This is a genomic window from Bradyrhizobium sp. HKCCYLRH3061, from assembly GCF_051168015.1.
GTDB lineage: Bacteria > Pseudomonadota > Alphaproteobacteria > Rhizobiales > Xanthobacteraceae > Bradyrhizobium.
The window spans coordinates 117,614-135,649 of record NZ_JBNPUE010000007.1 but is presented as its reverse complement, the minus strand read 5'-3'; the positions used below and the strand labels follow the sequence as shown (position 1 = coordinate 135,649).

Genomic DNA, 18,036 nt, shown 5'->3' with positions numbered 1-18,036 from the left:
GAATCCCTTGCATCAAGTTTCGCGCACGAACAAGCGCAGACGCGCAGCCCGGTCGCTGTCGCGGTAGAGGCCGACGTTGAACGGCGGCGCTGACATGGCGCCGGCGCCGACCTTCGAGATGGCAATCAAGAAGGCCGGCTTTTCCATTATCGCTAAGCCGCAAGCTTGATCAGCCCGAGCTGCTGCAGCGCGGTGACACCGTCATCGAGCCCGATTTCCTCGATGATCTTGCCGTCCATCAGCTTTAGAACGGTCGTACCGGTGAATCGCATTTTCCGGCCGGTGTTTGCGGGCAGGGAGCCGGCCAGGAAATCGCCGAACGCGGGACCGGTGTGCGTCCCACCACCTTCCCAGCGTCCGACCACGTAGTCGCCCTCCGCGATGAGATCGGCGGCACCCCAGAAATTGAGATCGGGAAAGGCCTTACGGAAATCCGTCATGAAAGCCCTGATGTCTTCTCGTCCGCGACGTGGCGCGTGCAGCGAGTATTGAAGGAGCATATCGGGCGCGGCGAGTTCGTCGACGATTCCGAGATCGCACGTCTCACCCCAGAACTTGGTGAACCAGCGGCCGACGATGGCCTTGTTTTCATCTTCTCTCGACATGCTCTATGTCCTTCTTGCTTCGTCGTCTCAACCGACGATCGGGTCGATCGATGCGATGGACTTTGGAGCAGAGACATGCCGTCTGCCACCCGATTTCCGCCGTCTTGGCAAGGCGGCAAGGGCGGTCGCCGTTCGTGACCGGAGATAGAAACCGTTACAGCAGTGCAAGCGAGCTCAATGCGCATATTGTATGCGACGCAGGAGCGGTGGCGCTTACGCGCCACCCTTGCCGAATTTCCAGACGGGGATGCCGAGCTTCCGCGCCTTGTCGGCCAGGTTCTCCTGAATGCCCGTGCCGGGGAAGACCATGACGCCGATCGGCAGCACGTCGAGCATCTGATCGTTGCGCTTGAACGGTGCTGCCTTGGCATGTTTGGTCCAATCCGGTTTGAAAGCGATTTGCGGAACCTTGCGGTGGTCGGCCCAGCGGGCGGCGATGCGCTCGGCCCCCTTCGGCGAGCCGCCATGCAGCAGCACCATGTCCGGATGCTTGGCGTGGACCTGATCGAGCCTGTCCCAGATCAGGCTGACATCGTTGACGTCGAGGCCGCCGGTGAAGGCGATCTTCGGCCCGGCGGGCAATAGCACCTCGGTCTCGGCCCGGCGTTTGGCGGCAAGGAAGTCGCGACTGTCGATGACAGCTGAGGTCAAGGCGCGATGGTTCACCATCGAGCCGCCGCGCGGATGCCAGTGCGATCCGGTGTGGCGGGCGAAATGGTCGGCGGCCTGGTCGCGGAAGTATTCCATGCTGTTGCGTCGCTCGATCAGCGTCATGCCCTCGGCGGTAAGACGTTCCAGTTCGACCGAGCGGATCTCGGAGCCATCCTGGTCCCGCTGGCTGCGCTTCTGAGCCTGTTCGTTGTCGTCGAGTTCGCGTTCGATGCGTTCGGTGGCGCGGTGGAAGAGATTGACTGTCGACCACAAGAGATCCTCGAGGTCGGGTTCGAGGCGGGTTTCGCTCAAGCTTGCAATAAGGGCATCGAAGATGTCGGCAACTGCGGCAGCAACGATACGGGCGTCGGGCATCGGTCTCGGGTCGGGTTCGTCCTGGAAGGGACGATAGCCGTGAAGTTGGAGTTCGGTGAGGACGTGATCGGTCGGGGATGTGGCGTGCGGCGGCTCGTGGTCCTGCTCGTTGTGCTCGATCGTCATGGCGGCTTTCCTTGGTCGGATCGGTCGCGCTCATCGCGGCCTTCATGGCGACGAAAGGCGGCGGGCGGTCCGGACCTGCACCGCCGAGCGCAAGCGACAGCGGCCGCAGCAAAGCGGAGGATGGCGGGAGCCGGCTATTTTGTCTGGCGATGTAAAGCGCCGCCTTCGCGGCGCGACGGAAAATAGCCGGCTCCCGCCATTGCGTGGCCGGACAGCTTGCCGCAGGGTCGCCCTCTCAAGAAGGCCGTGAGCGCGGCCCTCTCCGACAAGAGGAGAAGCGTGGGGATCAGCGGCGCACCGTCAGGGCGGAGTACCGGCCTCATCCCCTATGCCGGTCCGGACGCTCATGCCCAAGAACCGGACCGCGTCTTCGGGGGCGAGCTGGATTCGCAACGCTGCACGCAGCGCGTTGATGCCGAAGTTCCGCAGGTCCTCGTTGAGATCTCCACACTGCGGCGATAGGACCATCGCCTCAATCGCGGCCATCCGCGCTCGGTCGATCAAGCGGTTCATCGCGCCATCCCCAGCCCGATCGTCGTCACGGACGATATAGAGTCGACGCAGCGCCTCCGGAAACAGGATGGCTGCGAGATGCGCGGCCGAGAGTGCTGCGACCATCGCCATGCTGGGCATCAAGCAGCGGAGCGACAGCATGGTCTCGATGCCCTCACCCGCTGCCATCACGTCGCTTGCCGGATCGAAACGGACGGCGTGCCCGAGAAGGTGGCCCATCGCCCGGCGTGGCGTATCGACTGGTGCCTTGTCGCGACCAGACGGATCGAGCCATGTGCGATGCACGCCAGTGATGTGGCCCTCGAGGTCGGTAACAGCCGCAATCATAGCGGGCCAGGTTTCAGTCGGCGCGTCAGCCTCAGGACGATAGTAGCAGCGTGGATGGAACCGGAGGCTGCCAATGCCATGCAGGTCGGTGATGCCACGTCGGCGCAGATAGGTTTCCGCGATCGTTCCCGCAATCGGCCTCGACATGGCAAACAGACGCCGCGCCGATTCCGGCGAGCCGGTCGGCGCCGGGGACCGGCCCGGTGGATTGTCCGGCTCCGGCTCGGACCGCGGCAGACTGAGGAAGCGTCGCGCCTCCTCGGTGACATCGTGAAAATCGACGAGGCCGCAACTTTCTCTGATGACGTCGAGCAGGTCGCCATGCTCACCGGTTGCCGCGTCGGTCCACTTACCCGCCGGCCGCTTGCCGGCGTCACCGTCCTTAAGTCGGACGAACATCGAGCGGCCGATGGTGTTCCTGACGTCGCCGACCTGCCAGTAGTTGCCGACCCGACGTCCGTTGGAGAGATAGTGACGGCACACCGCCTCGGCCTCACGCGCGAGGCGATGCGCCAGTTCTGCCGCGTCGCGCGACATGTCACGCCGCCCGATCGGCGATGCGCACAATCGGATAGCGCTCCAGAACCTTGGCGAGGATCCCCGAACCGGTCGCATCCACTGGGACAAAGAAGCGCAGCTTCCACGAAATGATCTCGCTGAACAGACCGTAGGCGCGCAGCCGGTCGCGCATCGTCTCGGTGAAGCCGGTCAATTCGATGCGGTCGGCACCCATCACGCGGACACGGCGAAGCTGGAGCGTCTCCGTGAGATCGACGATTATCTTGCCATCCAGCAATGCCGTGAAGGCGGCGTCGGGCGTGAGGTTTGGGGTACCGGCTTCAGTTGCGGCCACGACCCACGCGGGCGAAACCTTGCGGCCGATGATGCGCTCACCGGTGTCGGTCTGCAGCCGATAGACCCGGGTCGACTCGTTCGGCAGCCGCTTCCAGATCGGAAGCAGCAGTCCCGTGACCAGATAGATCGTGCTCGATTTGAATTCCGGAACTGTGACGAGCTCGGCTAGCCATGCAGCAGTAAAGCGCGCTCGATCCGCTTCCACCCAATAGCTCTCCGCCATCATCGTCAAGGCCAGGGTCGGACGCTCCAAAGGCCGGATCAGGCGGACGCGCTGCTCGATCTCGCCATCATCGCGTATCAGGCTCGGCGCCGGGACCTGCACAGCGCCATGTCCCGACCGCACGTTATGGAGCAGAACAGCGCGACCGTCGGACAGATGATCGAGGGCTTCCTTTAGTGCCATGGGATGATTGCGCTCGCGCTGCGCAATTGTGAGCAGCCTGGTCTCTGCGCCGGTCGAGGGATGTGTGTAGATCGTGCGCCTGTCGGCTACGACAAAGCTCTCGGCCCGGAGTGTCTCCAGACCTACATCATAGGTCCCGGACGCAACGGCGCCCTCGATGCGCGCTGCGAGCAACTGCTCGAAAGCGGTGAACAGGATATTCTGCAGCTCGATGGTGAGCGCCAACAACCTGTTCAGGAAGGTCGTAATAGGCGGCAACTCGTCCTTCAGGCCGTTGGCGTCCATCAGCTTCAGGCCGGTTGCGTCCTCGAACCTCTCGAGCGAACAGCCTTCGACCTTGCCTCGCGCCAGCAGCATGTAGAGCTGGCGCAGGGCATCACGGCCGTACTGGCTTTCAAGATTGTCCTCGGGACGAAACAGGCCCTGGCCCCCGGTCTGGCGCTGCCCGCGCGTGATGGCACCGAGGGTGTCGAGCCTGCGGGCAATGGTAGAGAGAAAGCGCTTCTCGGCTTTGACGTCGGTCGCAATGGGCCGAAACAGCGGTGGCTGCGCCTGATTGGTGCGGTTGGTGCGGCCGAGCCCCTGGATCGCAGCATCCGCCTTCCAGCCGGGCTCGAGCAGGTAATGGAACCGGAGCCGCCGATTCCGCGCCGACAAATCGGCATGGTAACTCCGCCCCGTGCCGCCCGCGTCCGAGAACACAAGGATGCGCTTGACGTCATCCATGAAAGCGGAGGTCTCGGCGAGATTGGCCGCGCCGGCGCGGTTCTCGACCGCGAGCCGATCCTGGATGCGGACGATGCGGCGCGAACGACCGGTAACTTCGGCCACCATGTCCGTGCCAAAGCGCTGTACGATCTGATCGAGGGCACCAGGTACCGGCGACAGTGAAGCGAGCTTCTCGATCAAACAATCGCGACGGGCGACAGCTTCGCGGCTCTCAACCGGCTGACCGTCGCGATAGAGGGGCCGGGAAGAAAGGTTGCCCTCCGAGTCTGTGAAGGGCTCGTAGAGCTGGACCGGGAAGGAATGAGCAAGGTAGTCGAGAACGTATTCCCTCGGGGTGATGTCGACCTGGACGTCGCCCCACTCTTCGGTCGGGATTTCAGCCAACCGGCGCTCCATCAGCGCCTCGCCGGTCGAGACGATCTGGATGACGGCGGCATGACCCGCGTCGATATCGCGCTCGATCGAGCGGATCAGCGACGGCGTCTTCATCGACGTCAGCAGATGGCCGAAGAAACGCTGCTTGGCGCTTTCGAAGGCGGATCGGGCCGCCGACTTCGCTTGTCCGTTCAGCGTGCCGGATTCGCCCGTGATGTTGGTGGCCCGCATCGCGGCGTCGAGGTTATTGTGAATGATGCTGAATGCACCGGCATAGGAGTCATATATCCGGACCTGCTCAGGCGTGAGCTGGTGCTCGATAAGTTCGTATTCGACACCTTCGTAGGACAGGGAGCGCGCCGCATAGAGTCCTAGCGCCTTCAGGTCTCGCGCCAGCACTTCCATCGCTGCGACGCCGCCCTCCTCAATCGCCTCGACGAACTCCGCGCGGGTGGCGAACGGAAAGTCGTCGCCACCCCACAGCCCGAGCCGTTGGGCGTAGGCGAGATTGTGCACGGTCGTGGCGCCGGTCGCGGAGACATAGACGATCCGAGCATTCGGGAGCGCATGCTGGAGCCGAAGGCCGGCACGCCCCTGCTGCGAGGCGGCCTGGTCACCGCGCTCGCCCTTGCAGCCAACCGCGTTCTGCATCGCATGGCTCTCGTCAAAGATGATGACGCCGTCGAAACTCGATCCCAACCATTCGACGATCTGCCGGACGCGCGAAAGCTTGTCGCCGCGCTCGTCGGTGCGCAGCGTGGCGTAGGTCGTAAAAAGGATGCCTTCCGCGACCCGGATCGGCGCACCCTGGCGGAAGCGCGAGAGCGGCGTGACCAGCAGGCGCTCCATGCCAAGCGCCGCCCAGTCGCGCTGTGCATCCTCGATCAGCTTGTCCGATTTGCTGATCCATACCGCGCGACGGCGCCCTTTGAGCCAGTTGTCGAGCAGAATGCCCGCGACCTGCCGGCCCTTGCCTGCGCCTGTGCCGTCGCCCAAAAACCAGCCGCGGCGGAACCGAACGGCATCCTGGGCATCATCGCGTGCGGCAGTGACGAGGTCGAAAGTCTCGTCGACCTTCCAGACGCCGGCGAGGAAGCCCGCATGCGCCTCGCCGGCATAGATGATGCTCTCGATCTGGGCGTCGGAAAGAACGCCATCGGCCACAAGTCGCGGCGGCAAATGCGGCCGATAGGATGGCTTTGGCGGTGCGACGGAGGCCATCGCGGCCGACTGCACGAGCCTGGTCGGATGTGCGCGGGATCCGGGAATACCGATCGACTGCAATCCGTATTCCTCATAAAGCGCGTCGGTGAGCCGGACGCCTTCCGGCTGAGCCCACTCGACCATCTCGTATTCGAGCTCCGCCGCCTCAGGAGCCGGTATCGCCTGAAAGCACCGTATTGGCGCCACGGCAGGACGTGGCCGCGAAGGGATGTGGGGCCAGCCAGCACCGGCCGACAGTGAGACGGTGGTTGGCAGTCTTATGGGTGATCTCACGGGGACCTGGGCGGCCCAATCAAGCAACGTGGCGACATCTGGAGCCATGCCCGGCGATACGGGAAACACGGTCGGGTCGACGGCGGGCTGTTTGTCGATCACATGCAGCCTGGTGTCGACGTGAGTCCCGTGCTTCGCATAGACGGCGCCGTCGATGGCGGCAGAAAACACGACACGTCCACGTTCCTGAAGGCGTACGAAGGCTTCAACCCACGCTGGATTATCCGGCGCCACGCTTGCGCCGGTGATGGCGACTAAACGCCCACCGTCGCAAAGACGTGCCAGGGCTGACCTAACGTGCCGGAGCGCTGCGTCCGCCATGCGGCGATCGACGTTCGCCATCACCGAGAATGGCGGGTTCATCAGAACCACGCTCGGGGCAACGCCGGCATCCAGATGGTCGTCGATCTGCGCGGCGTCGAAGCGCGTCACCTTGACACCAGGAAACAGATGATCGAGCAAGGCCGCACGGGTCTGAGCCAACTCGTTCAACACCAGCGCTCCGCCCGCGAGTTCCGCGAAGATGGCGAGCAAGCCCGTACCTGCAGAGGGTTCGAGCACGCGGTCAGCCGGCGTGATGCCGGCTGCCGTGCAGGCCGCCAGGCCAAGCGGGATCGGCGTCGAGAACTGTTGCCGCGCCTGACCTTCCTCCGAACGGCGCGTATGGGTCGGCAGGCAGCTCGCGATCTTCGCAAGCATCGGCAGCATGGCAGCCGGTGAATCAGCCTTGGCACGGATTGCCGAGCCGAACTTGCGGAGGAACAGAACGGTCGCAACCTCGCAAGCGTCATAGGCGAGTTTCCAATTCCAGGCACCTGTCGCATCGGAGGCGCCAAAGGCAGCCTCCATAGCGCCGCGCAGGACAGCTGCATCGATGCGACGGCCGCGTTCGAGATCGGCCAAAAGCTGTCGCGCAACCCTGACAACAGCGGAGGCAACAGCGGCAGCGGCACGCATCGAGAGCGACGCGGCGGAAGGGCCGCCGGTGAAAGATTCGGTCATGGCAGGATGTCTCGGGAGAGCGGGACCAGGTCGAGTCACCCGGCGCTCTCCTCAACCGCGGCGGCTCAAACCCTTCCCGGCCCGGCTCTCCCTCTCAATCTCCGCCAAACAAGGGGACCGGCGCTCATACCTCGGCCCCAAAAGGAAAACGGGACGGCTGAAGCCGTCCCGCAATATGATTTCATTCCGCGGCGGCGAGTTGCGGCCGCTCGTCGTCGCTGGCGCTCTCCTGGTCGTCATCCTCAGTGAGGAATTCGGGCAGCGGTCCGGCTTCACCCTCCGGCTCCGCGGCCGACGCCGCGGGATCGATGAGACGCAGCGGCTCCGGCAACCAGCCGGAACCATCGAGAAGGCGCTCGGCCTCCTTGGCCATGTCAGCCTTCTTCAGATGATCGATCAGTTGCGCAGACGACTCGCCGTTTGCCTCCCGAACCGCATCGAGGATGCGGAGCTTTGTGACACGGCCGAGATAGTTGTCGACCGTCGGTTTCCATCCGGCCTGGACCATGTCGAGTCCTGTGGCCCGCGCCAAGACGTCAGCTTGATCAAGGCGCGTGCGGACGCCATGGGCAGAGACACGGCCTTGACCATAGCGGTTGGCCGGCTCGTAGAGAGCGTTCACCGTAAACGATGCACAATGAGCGAACAGCGACGCTTGAGCAGTGCCGTCAAACGCGCTGAGTGCGTCCCAGAGGTCCGCCTCGTTCTTCGGCAGCTGGTCCTTCCAGCCCAGATGCCGCGCGTCGATGGCTTTGGCAGAGGCGCTGTCCTTCAAACCCGGAGCCTGGGCGGGGAAGGTCGGTGTGTGAAGTCCGATCTCCAGGCAGGTCCTCGCAGATGCGAACCGGTAAAAGGTCGCCAGCACGAAGTTATGCAGCACCGCCTGGAACGTGATGGCAGGATTTTCCGCCAGCGAATTCCGCAGCGCCAGCGTACGATGTGCGGTCAGCTCGATGATAAGCCGCTCCGGCAAAGGCCGTGCTACGTCATCATCATCCTCTTCCGTTTCAGCCGCGCCACCTGCGACTGAAACCACCGTGCGCTGCACTGGGACTCCAGTCTCTTGGCCCTCGATCGAGGACGTGTCGGTTCCCTGCTCAATCTCAGGATCGGCTATGGGCGCCTCATCCTCCGGCCGGACATAACCCCGATCTACCGAAAGCCGTCCTTCCGAATCGATGCTGACGAAGACGCCGGCTCGCGCAATGTCGGCCGGATCATAGACCTCCGACCGATCTTCGAACGCCAGCAATGCCGCCTCGATCTCGCCGAGACGCTGATCGACGGTGTCCGGCAATTCGTCCGCATGCTGATATTCCGATTCGAGCTTGGCCTGCTCGGCATTGAGCGCATCGATAGCGGCCTGTTCGTCGGCGGACAAATCGGCCGGATTACCCTCGAGTTTGCGCAAGCCATTGGCATGGCCATAGGGAAAATCCACGGCCACCGAAAGCCACTTCCAGCCTTCGGCAGCGATAGTCGCTGCCTCGGCCTACAACTTCTCGGTCACAAGACGATCAAGCAACGCGACGTCTTGCAACCAACCACCGTCATCGTGCTCGAACAGGTCCCGCAGAATGCCGCCGCCAGCCTGTTCGTAGGCATCGAGCCCCACGAAGCGCGCACGGCGATCGGAGGCGCGGACGGTGTTTTCCGTGAGCAGGCGCCGGATCTGATATGGCTCATCGTAGCCGGAGCGGCTGACGTTCTCCCAGACTTGCTCCTGTCGCGCGTGATCGGCCGTGACCGAGAACGCCATGAGCTGCTCCAGCGTCATGCCATCTTCGGCATAGACCTCGTGCAGCTTTGGCGACACCGACGCCAGTCGCAACCGCTGCTTCACGACTGCCGGGTTGACGAAGTGCCGGGCAGCGATGTCTTCCTCGCTCATTCCGCTGTCGCGCAGGCTCTGGAAGGCTCGGAACTGATCGAGCGGATGCAGCCCCACCCGCTCGTCATTCTCGGCGAGCGAGTCATCCTCGGCAATACCCTGGTCGCGAACGACGCAGGGAACAGGTTGCGTTTTTGCCATGCGCTTCTGCTTCACCAGAAGCTCCAAGGCGCGATAGCGCCTGCCACCTGCCGGCACCTCGAACATGCCGGTCTCATTGCCCTCCGAATCCACGACAGCCCGAACACTCAGGCTCTGCAGCAGGGTACGGCGCGCGATGCTTTCGGCCAGTTGCTCGATTGAGATGCCAGCCTTCACACGGCGGACGTTCGACTGGCTGAGCACCAGCTTGTTGAAGGGAATGTCGCGAGAGGGCGACAGAGTGATCTTTTGAACGGCTTTCGTCATCTTTACTCTCCGCGACGGGTAGCCGAGAAACTCTCTCTTGGCTTCCAACCCGTCGCGAAAACCGTTCCCTCCTCTCACTCTCGCGCGATCGCGGGTGGCCAAGGATCATGCCGCCTCGTGATCGCCGACAGCCAAATCCGTCGGCGCGTTGGCAACGGATTCGGAGACAAAACCGAGCAGATAGTCCGCGGCCTTGCTCGCCTGCGACGCTGCGCGAAGGATGGCGCGATGGTCCTCGTGCAGGACTTCTAGCCAGGAACCGATGTAGTCGGCGTGGCGCACGGTCGGCACGATACCCAGCGATGCGCATACGAACGCGCCCGCCATCTCGGCCACCAGTTCCTCGCGCGCGTAGGATTTGGAGCCGAACGAGCCCGAGTGGTCACGGTTAAGGCGGGATGCATGACCGGCCCAATGACCGAGCTCATGGAATGCGGTCCTGTGCCAATTGATCGGTTCGAAATAAGCCGCCGGCGGTGGCACCTGCACGAAATCGCCCGTCACATTGTAGTAGGCGCGCGCGCCGCCGATGCGGAAATCCGCGCCGGTCGCAGCGATCAACGCCTCGGCTCGGGGCTCAATCTGGCCTGGTGGCGGCGGGACCACCAAAGCAGCGACCTCCGCGGACAAGCCAACGCATTGGTCCGTGTTGAAGACGGTAAATCGCTTGAGAAACGGGATGGCGCCCGGCTCCTCGCCAGCTTCCGCAGCGCGCCGACGCTCATCGTCCGGAGTGAAGCGATCGGCATAGACGACGGTCGTTCCCCGTTCGCCCTTCTTGACATGGCCGCCGAGCCCGAGTGCCTGGCGGAAGGTAAGCCAGCTCTGTCCGGAAAAGCCGTGCTCGATGACGGCGCCCCATAGGATCAGCACGTTAATCCCGGAATATCCGCGCTGCGTCGACGGGTTGCGCGGCATCGCGAGCGGCGCTTTGATCGCCGCGGTCCCCCAGGGCTGCACCCATGGAATACGGCCGGCCTCCAGCTCAGCGATGATCTTGTCGGTGATTTCGGTGTAAAGGCTCGCGCGGTCATTGCCGGCACGAACTCGGGCGGTATGTCCAGACATCGAGGTTCTCCGCGACGGGCGCCGGAGGCCTCTCCCCCGATCTTCCAACCCGTCGCGGTCAACCCGGTCAGCACTCTCACTCTCAACGGAGGTGACGGGGAAACGGACGGCTCATTCGCACGGCTGTCCTTTCGACAAGGATGGACGCGCCCGAAGGGCTAACGACCCGCGAGGCGGTCCTTCAACGCAACCGACAGATCGGCCTCGCAGGGAGACGCCGAAAAGCGCCGGAGCGAAGCGCAGGCAGACAGAAAGATGCAGCCGCAGGAGCGTCAGCATAGCGCCGACGCGGGAAACCGCGGCGGGACGCGGGACCGACTGCAGTCGCGAGACCGGTTAACAAGGCACCCGACCGCGGGACAGTGATAGCGACGCCGGCATGCAATGACGGCGGGGCCCGCGAGCGAGTGCCTCCGGCGAGCAACCCGTTATTTTTCTGCGCGAAGGATCGAAGCCGGATGGCCGAGACGCCCTGCGGCTCGGTTCACGAGAGCCCGGTGCGGCTGTTGCCGCACGCGCCTAAGCAGAAAAGCAACGATGATTAAGCGCGGGGAGTCTGGACCTCGTCGCGAGCTTTTGTCTGCGCGTCATAGATTCGAATCCGGAGCAAGGGAAACGCTTCTTCGGTTCTTCTCACCCGGAGCCGTCCCGGGTCGCAAATTCGGCTTTCAGTCGGCTATCCACTCCAGGCGCGTAACCTGAACCTGGCAGTTCGCGGCCACGCATAAGACTCCGAACCTTGAGCTCGTGCGGTTGCGAATCCCAGTCTTGTGTTAACAGCGGGAACGAATGAGGGGACATAAGGATTCGTCGTTCAGGAGCTATTTCAATGCTGATGACGAGTGAACGAAGGTCGGCGATACGGACGCTGCGCGGATGGGCCATCTACGTGCTCCTGGAAGCGGGCGCCATCCGGGAGTGCGAGGAACACGGTTGGATGCAGGATCGCGCCGATCCGCATGCTCGGGAGCGGGCCTTCGATATCGCCCACCGAGACCCGCCAGCAGGCGTCTCCCCTGATGAAGCGGCGGCCGAGGTTCGCGACGTGCTTGATTCGATCGGCGATACCTGCCCCGAATGCCCCTGACTGGGTAAATAGTGGACTATTTGAGCGCACGAGACCTCTGTCTCATCGCCGCAATTTCGAGATACACAACTCCGTTTGGGGCCGAGCTGCTGATGAATTCAGCGACAAAGGCGCGGGCGATATCGTTCTGCTCGATTGTGCCAAAACGTCCCGGAATCAGCCGCCCCAGCCAAGCTACAGACCGCGGCGTGTGGGCATTGCCTGCGATAATTCCCGGACGAAAGATCGCGAGGCGCTCGAAGCCTATCCCTTGAACCGCCTCTTCTTTCAACCCCATGACCCGCACATAGCGAACCCTGCTTTTCGAGGTGCTTCCCACTGCCGAGAGCAGAGAAAACCGTGTGATACCGCCGGCCTGACAACCGCGGGCAAAGCCACCCACCACGCCAATTTCGAGGGCCTTTAATTCCTCCTCGCTCCACTTCATGCTGCCTTTACCGACGCCAACACAGGATGCCCCATAGACAGGATCGCCTTGCGCAACCATGCTCTGCGCAAGCTTGGTCACTTCTGCCGGAAACTGGGCAGCTGCCGTATCCAGGATCACCTGCCGCACACGGGGATCAGCGGTCAGAGAAACCGCCCTGCGATTGACCATCACGACTTCAGCGCAGCACGGCTCTGCAGCCAGCGCGCGCACCACTGCAGCTCCCACCTGCCCCGTGCCACCGATGATCAAGACACGAAAAACCATTTTTGCTCCATCCTCAGCGTATTTGCCGATGGCTTGCGGTCAGTTTTAACGCATCCGTGGCATCGGGATGGAGCTTGTCAACAGTCCCTAGGCTGACTTCCGCTGCGATTTGGCTACCGGCTTCTTTGCGGCAGCTTCCTTCGCCGGTTTCTTGCCGGCGATCGGCATGAGCATTTCCTTCTGACCGCTCGCGACCTTGCGTGGCTTCTTGGCCGGCCTGGAGACTCTTGCTGCCTTTTCGTCTCCAATGCTCTTGCGCAGCGCGTCCATCAAATCGACCACGTTCTCGCCACGCGGTCGCGCTTTCGCGGTGACGGGTTTGCCGGCGCGCTTCTTGTTGATGAGGTCGATGAGGGCGGTCTCGTACTGGTCCTCGAACTTGTCCGGCTCGAAGTGGCCCGACTTTTGATTGACGATGTGTTTGGCGAGATCGAGCATGTCCTTGGTGACTTTGACGTCCTGAATATCGTCGAAATACTCGTCCGCAGAACGCACCTCGTAAGGGTAGCGCAGCAGCGTTCCCATCAGGCCCTTATCCATGGGCTCGAGGGCGACGATGTGCTCGCGATTGGTCAGCACCACGCGTCCGATCGCGACCTTGTTCATCTCACGGATGGTTTCGCGGATGACTGCGAAGGCGTCGTGGCCAACTTTCCCGTCCGGCACCAAGTAGTAGGGACGGATCAGATACCTCGGGTCGATCTCGCTACGGTCGACGAACTCGTCGATCTCGATGGTTCGTGTCGATTCCAGCGCGACGTTCTCCAGTTCCTCCTTCGTCACCTCGATAAAGGTGTCGGTATCGACCTTGTAGCCCTTGACGATATCTTCGTTGGCGACCTCCTCGCCGGTATCGGCGTCTACCTTGGCGTATTTGATGCGGTGGCCGGTCTTCCGATTGAGTTGGTTGAACGAGACCTTTTCGGATTCCGAGGTGGCCGGATACAGCGCGACCGGGCAGGTGACGAGGGAAAGACGCAGGAAGCCTTTCCAGTTAGCGCGGGGGGCCATCGTGAGGGAACTCCATACTGATCACCGGATTCAAGACGTGCCCCACGGCTTGGTTCCGACATCGCGGTCCCCCAAACAGAACGATTTTTCTCAGCGCCCGGGTTTAAGCGGACTCGACATTTGTTCTTGTTATGTTCTAATCCGCAAATGACCAACCGACCCGCGAGCTGGCGCATGCCGACCCCAAAGCAGATGGAAAAACTGGCTGCTGAAGCCGCCCGTAGGCCGGCTCCCCCCGCTGCGGCTCCGGATGCGCCCCTCCCCGCCGAATACTGGGAATCGGTACTGGAAGACCCTCGCGCCGGCGTGACCGGGGCCCGGATTCGACAGCGACGTCTTTCGGAAATTCAGCGCCATGTCCTGCGCGTCTCCTGCCGCCGCTGCGAGCGGACCGTGGAAATCCAGACCGCCGATGCAGTCCGATTGTATGGCGGCAACGCGGTCTGGAAGGACGTCGCACAGCGGCTGCTCGACAACACCTGCCAGCAGCGCACCGGCAGGCATGAAGAAGACGGGTGCTGGCCGACGTTCGAGACGCCGTAGCCCGCTCCGGATCGCCGCTCCGATCTCGTTGCGCCTGGATGTCCGGATGGCCCCGAAGTATCACCCTACGCCCCTGTCGGGTGGCGACCGCAAGGCTCTGACCAAAGAGCTTGGCAAGGCACGCGCGATGGCCAAGATCCTGGCCGATCAATCGGCGGAGATGCGGGCCAAGGGCGAGGCGACGATTCAGCAAGCTGACAGGCTGCTTTGCGAAAGCTGGAACGAGCGGACGTGGAGCGACGGCGAGCCGATCGATCCGTCGCCCACCATCGACCAGGCCGTGAATGGAGGCTTTCCCTGGCTTGAGATCAGATGCGCGCGCTGCAAGACGCCGAGCGACGTCGATCTCGCGGCGATGAAGCACCCGCCGACCACCTTCGTGCATGACCTCGCCAGCCGGCTGCGCTGCCGCAAATGCGCCAAGGCGGGCCGGCGACCATCCGCGACTCTGCTACAATTGGCCTGGCAGCCTCGCCACCCTCGAACCGAAGCCTGACCGATGTGCAATCTCTACTCGATCACGACCAACCAGGCCGCCATCATCGCACTGTTTCGCGTCGTGAACCGATACGTGGGCAATCTGGCGCCGATGCCGGGGGTTTTTCCCGATTACAACGCACCGATCGTGCGCAACGGGGCCGAGGGCCGCGAACTCGCTACGGCGCGGTGGGGAATGCCGTCGTCGTCAAAGGCATTGATGGACGCCACCAAGAAACGAGCCGAAAAGCTGCAGGCCAAGGGCAAGCCGGTCGACTTCAAGGAACTGCTGCGGATGGAGCCGGACGGCGGCACGACAAACATCCGAAACGTGAAGAGCCTGCACTGGACCCGCTGGCTCGGCGTCGAGAACCGCTGTGTGGTGCCGTTCAACTCCTTTAGCGAGTTCAACAAGGCCGAGGGCGGTGATATCTGGTTCGCGCTCGACGAGACCCGTCCACTGGCCTGCTTCGCCGGCATCTGGACCAACTGGACGTCCGTCCGGAAGGTCAAGGAAGGCGAGACGACCAACGACCTCTACGCGTTCCTCACGACCGAGCCGAATGCCGAGGTCGGCGCGATCCACCCGAAAGCGATGCCAGTGATCCTGACGACGCCGGAAGAAGTCGAGACGTGGATGACGGCTCCGCTGGACGAGGCCCTGAAACTACAGCGGCCACTGCCAGACGGTGGGCTGCGGATCGTCGCCCGCGGCGTCAAAGAAGATCCGGGCGCACCGGCGCCTGGGGAGCGTTGAATGTCGGGCCGGCCGATTGATAACGAACGGAAGGCCTGCGACGCGGTCGCGCGCGCCCTCGAACAACTGGCCGGCGCGATCCGAACGAATGCCTACTCCCCCGAGGATCGAGGGGCCGCGGCTCCTGTCGAGTACGTTTTCGACCTCGGCGAGACGCGGTACGCGTTCGAACACACGATCGTCGAGGCCTTCGCCGGACAGATCCACACCGGCGTGGATTTCGGGTCATTCATCGAACCGATCGCCGCGGCCCTCGACCATCACATGCCGCCGCCCGGGAGATTCCTTCTCGCGTTCGCAATTAACCCCAGCCAGGGCATGAAGCCGCGGGAGATCTCGGCCGCACAGCAAGCCATCGTCACTTGGGTGAATGCAAAGGCCACCGAACTACACGACGAATGCCCCGAACAGCCGACGAGAAGCCGGAAGCCTGGCGGAGTCCGCAACGAGCGCAAAGCCACGATCGCCGGCATCGACTTGACGCTACAGCGGGAGACCCACTGGGCCGAACCGGAAACCGTACACGGACGCATTTTCATTCAGAGGTTCGCGCCGAAGGACTACGAAACGCTCCGGATCGAACGGATCGCGAAGGCTATGGCGAAGAAGCTGCCCAAGCTGAAGGTCTGGAAGGACGGCGGCTCGCGGTCGGTCCTGGTGCTCGAGAACGGAGACATCTCGCTCTCCAATCATGTCGCCATTCTCGAGGCCGCAGAGGCAGCTTTGGCCGGAAGGACCGACGGGCCCGACGAACTCTGGTTGGTGGACACGACCATCGAAGCGGAGTGGACGGCCTGGTGCTTGATCCGGGACGGCATCAGCTTTCCCGACGAAGACACCCAGCATCGATACTGGGATTTCAAACCGGGCGATCTCGATGCGGTGTGACCCGCCCCGGACCTCCACCCGACGGAAACGTAACTAAATTCCGGCCCGAAGGGGATGGCAGTGGAAGCCAACGACACGCGCAACCAGCATTTTTTGACGAGGGTGGAGCAGAAGCTCAATGCCCTCAATCCGAACGCGGACGCGCGCAATCTGCGGATCTACTCGTTCGAGATCGTCAATCGCGAAAACTACCGTCTTGCGCTGGAAAGCCCGAAGGGCAGGCCGATCGGCAGCAATCTGTCGCTCTTCGATCTGTTCAGCTTCGACGTGCCAGGCACAAGCCCACTGCGGCTGAACTTCGAAAAGCTGTTCCAGAAGTACGAAACCTCGATCGAGGTGCATACGAAGAACCTTCTCGCGAAGCTCAACCGCAACGACCACGACATCAAGGCCGAGATCATCGATCTGTTCGCAGCCAAGCTGCTCAATTTCGTACGCAACCCGTTCTCCGTCGCGAAGGTCCTCAACAGCTTTCCCGGCCTCACCCGCTACGATCCGGCGGATCCCGCGCTGCTCGCGGACTACGGCCGCATCGTCAGCGGGAGAAAGCCGCAGCAGACCCGCCTTTGCACCGAACTCGGCATCACCGACACACAGTACGTCGAATGGCTCCGGCTTCTCTTCATGCTGCTGGCTCCGATGATGAAGGACCGTCCGAACCTCTTCGAGGAAGTAATCAAGACGCTAGTGGAGGACCCGAAGACCCACGTCGCCGCCTTCGTCAGCGAATACGACACCGAGCGCTGCCTGCTCTCCGACCGGGGCTTCAGCCAGCCCATCGAGGACGGCCCGCACATGGCCTTCTCGTTCAACCTATGCTCCACCGCCTTCATCGACTACATCTTCGCCGATCCGGCGACCCTGGTAGAGGGCAAGGGATCGCCGGAGTTCATAGCGCGGGCGCTCGCCGACCGGGAGCGGTTGGGACAGAAGCAGATCCACGTCACTTTCCGTCGCAACGACCTCGGCATGCTCGCGCGCTTCAACCGCCGGGCGGTCGAGCAGTGCTATAGACGCGTCTACTGCTCGGCCAAGGAGGGCCTGGTGCTCCAGGCCTGATTCGGGCGGACTCAACACGATCACCGCGTCCGTGGTAAGTTCCGGAACCCCATTTCCGAGAATGCCGATGGATTGGTCGGATACCTTCCGCGACAGATTCTACGGTCCCGGCTACGTCTACATTGCCGGGTCGCTGTCCCACCGCGTCCTCAAGATCGGCACGACGGTGAACATCCGACAGCAGGAACGGCGGCTCCGACGAACTGCATACGGCAGCATCGATGACTGGGTCCTTCTATACTACGTGTGGGTCTCCGAAGGAGGACGGATCGAGCACGATGCCCGTCGCCTTCTTAAGCGCTACAGACAATTGCGGATGTACGACAAGGAAGGCCATCGGCAGAAGGGGCGAGAGATCGTCAACTGCAGGTTCGGCATTGCGCTGGAGGCGCTGACCGGACTTCTCGACGACGCGCAGCGGGCAGATGCCACCAAATCCTGGCGGACGAGGGATTACGAATTCGGGTGGGCACCTCCTCCGCCCGATCCTCCGCCGTACGTATCGCCGGTCGGCATGCCGCCGGCCGTTCATCTCTATCGCGACATCGAGCAGTTGGAGCTCTCGGTACGCACGTACAACTGCCTGAAGAATGAAGGCATCCGCTTCGTCGGCGAGTTCGCTCAGAAAGGCGAAGCCGAACTGCTCCGCCTCCCGAATTTCGGACGGAAGTCGCTCAATGAACTGAAGGAAA

14 protein-coding genes and 2 pseudogenes are annotated in these 18,036 nt (G+C 62.9%); 7 read left to right on the top strand and 9 right to left on the bottom strand.

All coding sequences use genetic code 11. From position 1 onward, the window contains the following. Positions 1–12: 12 nt before the first annotated feature. The 7 genes and pseudogenes from ACQR2C_RS14350 to ACQR2C_RS14320 form a co-directional block, all read right to left on the bottom strand. Positions 13–147, bottom strand: a complete 135-nt coding sequence (locus ACQR2C_RS14350) for a hypothetical protein (protein ID WP_434881419.1) — start codon at positions 145–147, stop codon at positions 13–15. Positions 148–152: 5 nt separating this feature from the next. Continuing rightward, positions 153–605 (bottom strand): ester cyclase, encoded by a 453-nt coding sequence (locus ACQR2C_RS14345; protein ID WP_434881418.1) that lies wholly within the window; start codon positions 603–605, stop codon positions 153–155. Between the two features lie 213 nt (positions 606–818). Then, positions 819–1,757: a DUF2493 domain-containing protein gene (locus ACQR2C_RS14340; RefSeq protein ID WP_434881417.1), complete on the bottom strand. Its 939-nt coding sequence runs from the start codon at positions 1,755–1,757 to the stop codon at positions 819–821. Between the two features lie 300 nt (positions 1,758–2,057). Then, a complete protein-coding gene (locus tag ACQR2C_RS14335; RefSeq protein WP_434881416.1) occupies positions 2,058–3,134 on the bottom strand; it encodes a DUF7146 domain-containing protein in 1,077 nt (358 codons plus the stop codon). A gap of 1 nt (position 3,135) precedes the next feature. Then, the gene (locus ACQR2C_RS14330) at positions 3,136–7,461 is read right to left on the bottom strand and encodes a strawberry notch-like NTP hydrolase domain-containing protein (protein WP_434881415.1); all 4,326 of its coding nucleotides are present in this window, start codon (positions 7,459–7,461) and stop codon (positions 3,136–3,138) included. A 181-nt stretch (positions 7,462–7,642) separates the two neighbouring features. Next, positions 7,643–9,760, bottom strand: a pseudogene (locus ACQR2C_RS14325) (ParB/RepB/Spo0J family partition protein). 105 nt (positions 9,761–9,865) lie between these two features. Continuing rightward, entirely contained in the window at positions 9,866–10,828 is a 963-nt protein-coding gene (locus tag ACQR2C_RS14320) for an ArdC family protein (RefSeq protein ID WP_434881414.1), read from the bottom strand. An 829-nt stretch (positions 10,829–11,657) separates the two neighbouring features. Between ACQR2C_RS14320 and ACQR2C_RS14315 the strand changes: the two genes are divergently transcribed. Further along, entirely contained in the window at positions 11,658–11,915 is a 258-nt protein-coding gene (locus ACQR2C_RS14315) for a hypothetical protein (RefSeq protein WP_434881413.1), read from the top strand. A gap of 16 nt (positions 11,916–11,931) precedes the next feature. Here the strand turns inward: ACQR2C_RS14315 and ACQR2C_RS14310 are convergent, their stop codons facing one another. Together ACQR2C_RS14310 and ACQR2C_RS14305 are read right to left on the bottom strand one after the other, a co-directional pair. Then, positions 11,932–12,609, bottom strand: coding sequence for a hypothetical protein (locus ACQR2C_RS14310; RefSeq protein ID WP_434881412.1), 678 nt, complete (start codon positions 12,607–12,609; stop codon positions 11,932–11,934). An 87-nt stretch (positions 12,610–12,696) separates the two neighbouring features. After that, positions 12,697–13,620 carry a Ku protein gene (locus tag ACQR2C_RS14305; protein ID WP_434881411.1) on the bottom strand — a complete coding sequence of 308 codons (924 nt, stop codon included), beginning with the start codon at positions 13,618–13,620 and terminating at the stop codon, positions 12,697–12,699. A 147-nt stretch (positions 13,621–13,767) separates the two neighbouring features. On the opposite strand from ACQR2C_RS14305, the gene ACQR2C_RS14300 reads away from it, so the two are divergent. The 6 genes and pseudogenes from ACQR2C_RS14300 to ACQR2C_RS14275 all read left to right on the top strand — a co-directional run. Beyond that, complete coding sequence (locus ACQR2C_RS14300; protein WP_434881410.1) at positions 13,768–14,163, top strand: hypothetical protein; 396 nt, start codon at positions 13,768–13,770, stop codon at positions 14,161–14,163. A 46-nt stretch (positions 14,164–14,209) separates the two neighbouring features. Next, positions 14,210–14,659 (top strand): hypothetical protein, encoded by a 450-nt coding sequence (locus ACQR2C_RS14295; RefSeq protein WP_434881498.1) that lies wholly within the window; start codon positions 14,210–14,212, stop codon positions 14,657–14,659. Between the two features lie 3 nt (positions 14,660–14,662). Then, a complete protein-coding gene (locus tag ACQR2C_RS14290; RefSeq protein ID WP_434881409.1) occupies positions 14,663–15,397 on the top strand; it encodes an SOS response-associated peptidase in 735 nt (244 codons plus the stop codon). Further along, the gene (locus ACQR2C_RS14285; protein ID WP_434881408.1) at positions 15,398–16,285 is read left to right on the top strand and encodes a hypothetical protein; all 888 of its coding nucleotides are present in this window, start codon (positions 15,398–15,400) and stop codon (positions 16,283–16,285) included. Between the two features lie 60 nt (positions 16,286–16,345). Further along, complete coding sequence (locus ACQR2C_RS14280) at positions 16,346–17,344, top strand: hypothetical protein (protein ID WP_434881407.1); 999 nt, start codon at positions 16,346–16,348, stop codon at positions 17,342–17,344. A 61-nt stretch (positions 17,345–17,405) separates the two neighbouring features. Beyond that, positions 17,406–18,032 (top strand): annotated as a pseudogene (locus tag ACQR2C_RS14275) (DNA-directed RNA polymerase subunit alpha C-terminal domain-containing protein); the annotation flags it as partial. Positions 18,033–18,036 lie beyond the last annotated feature (4 nt).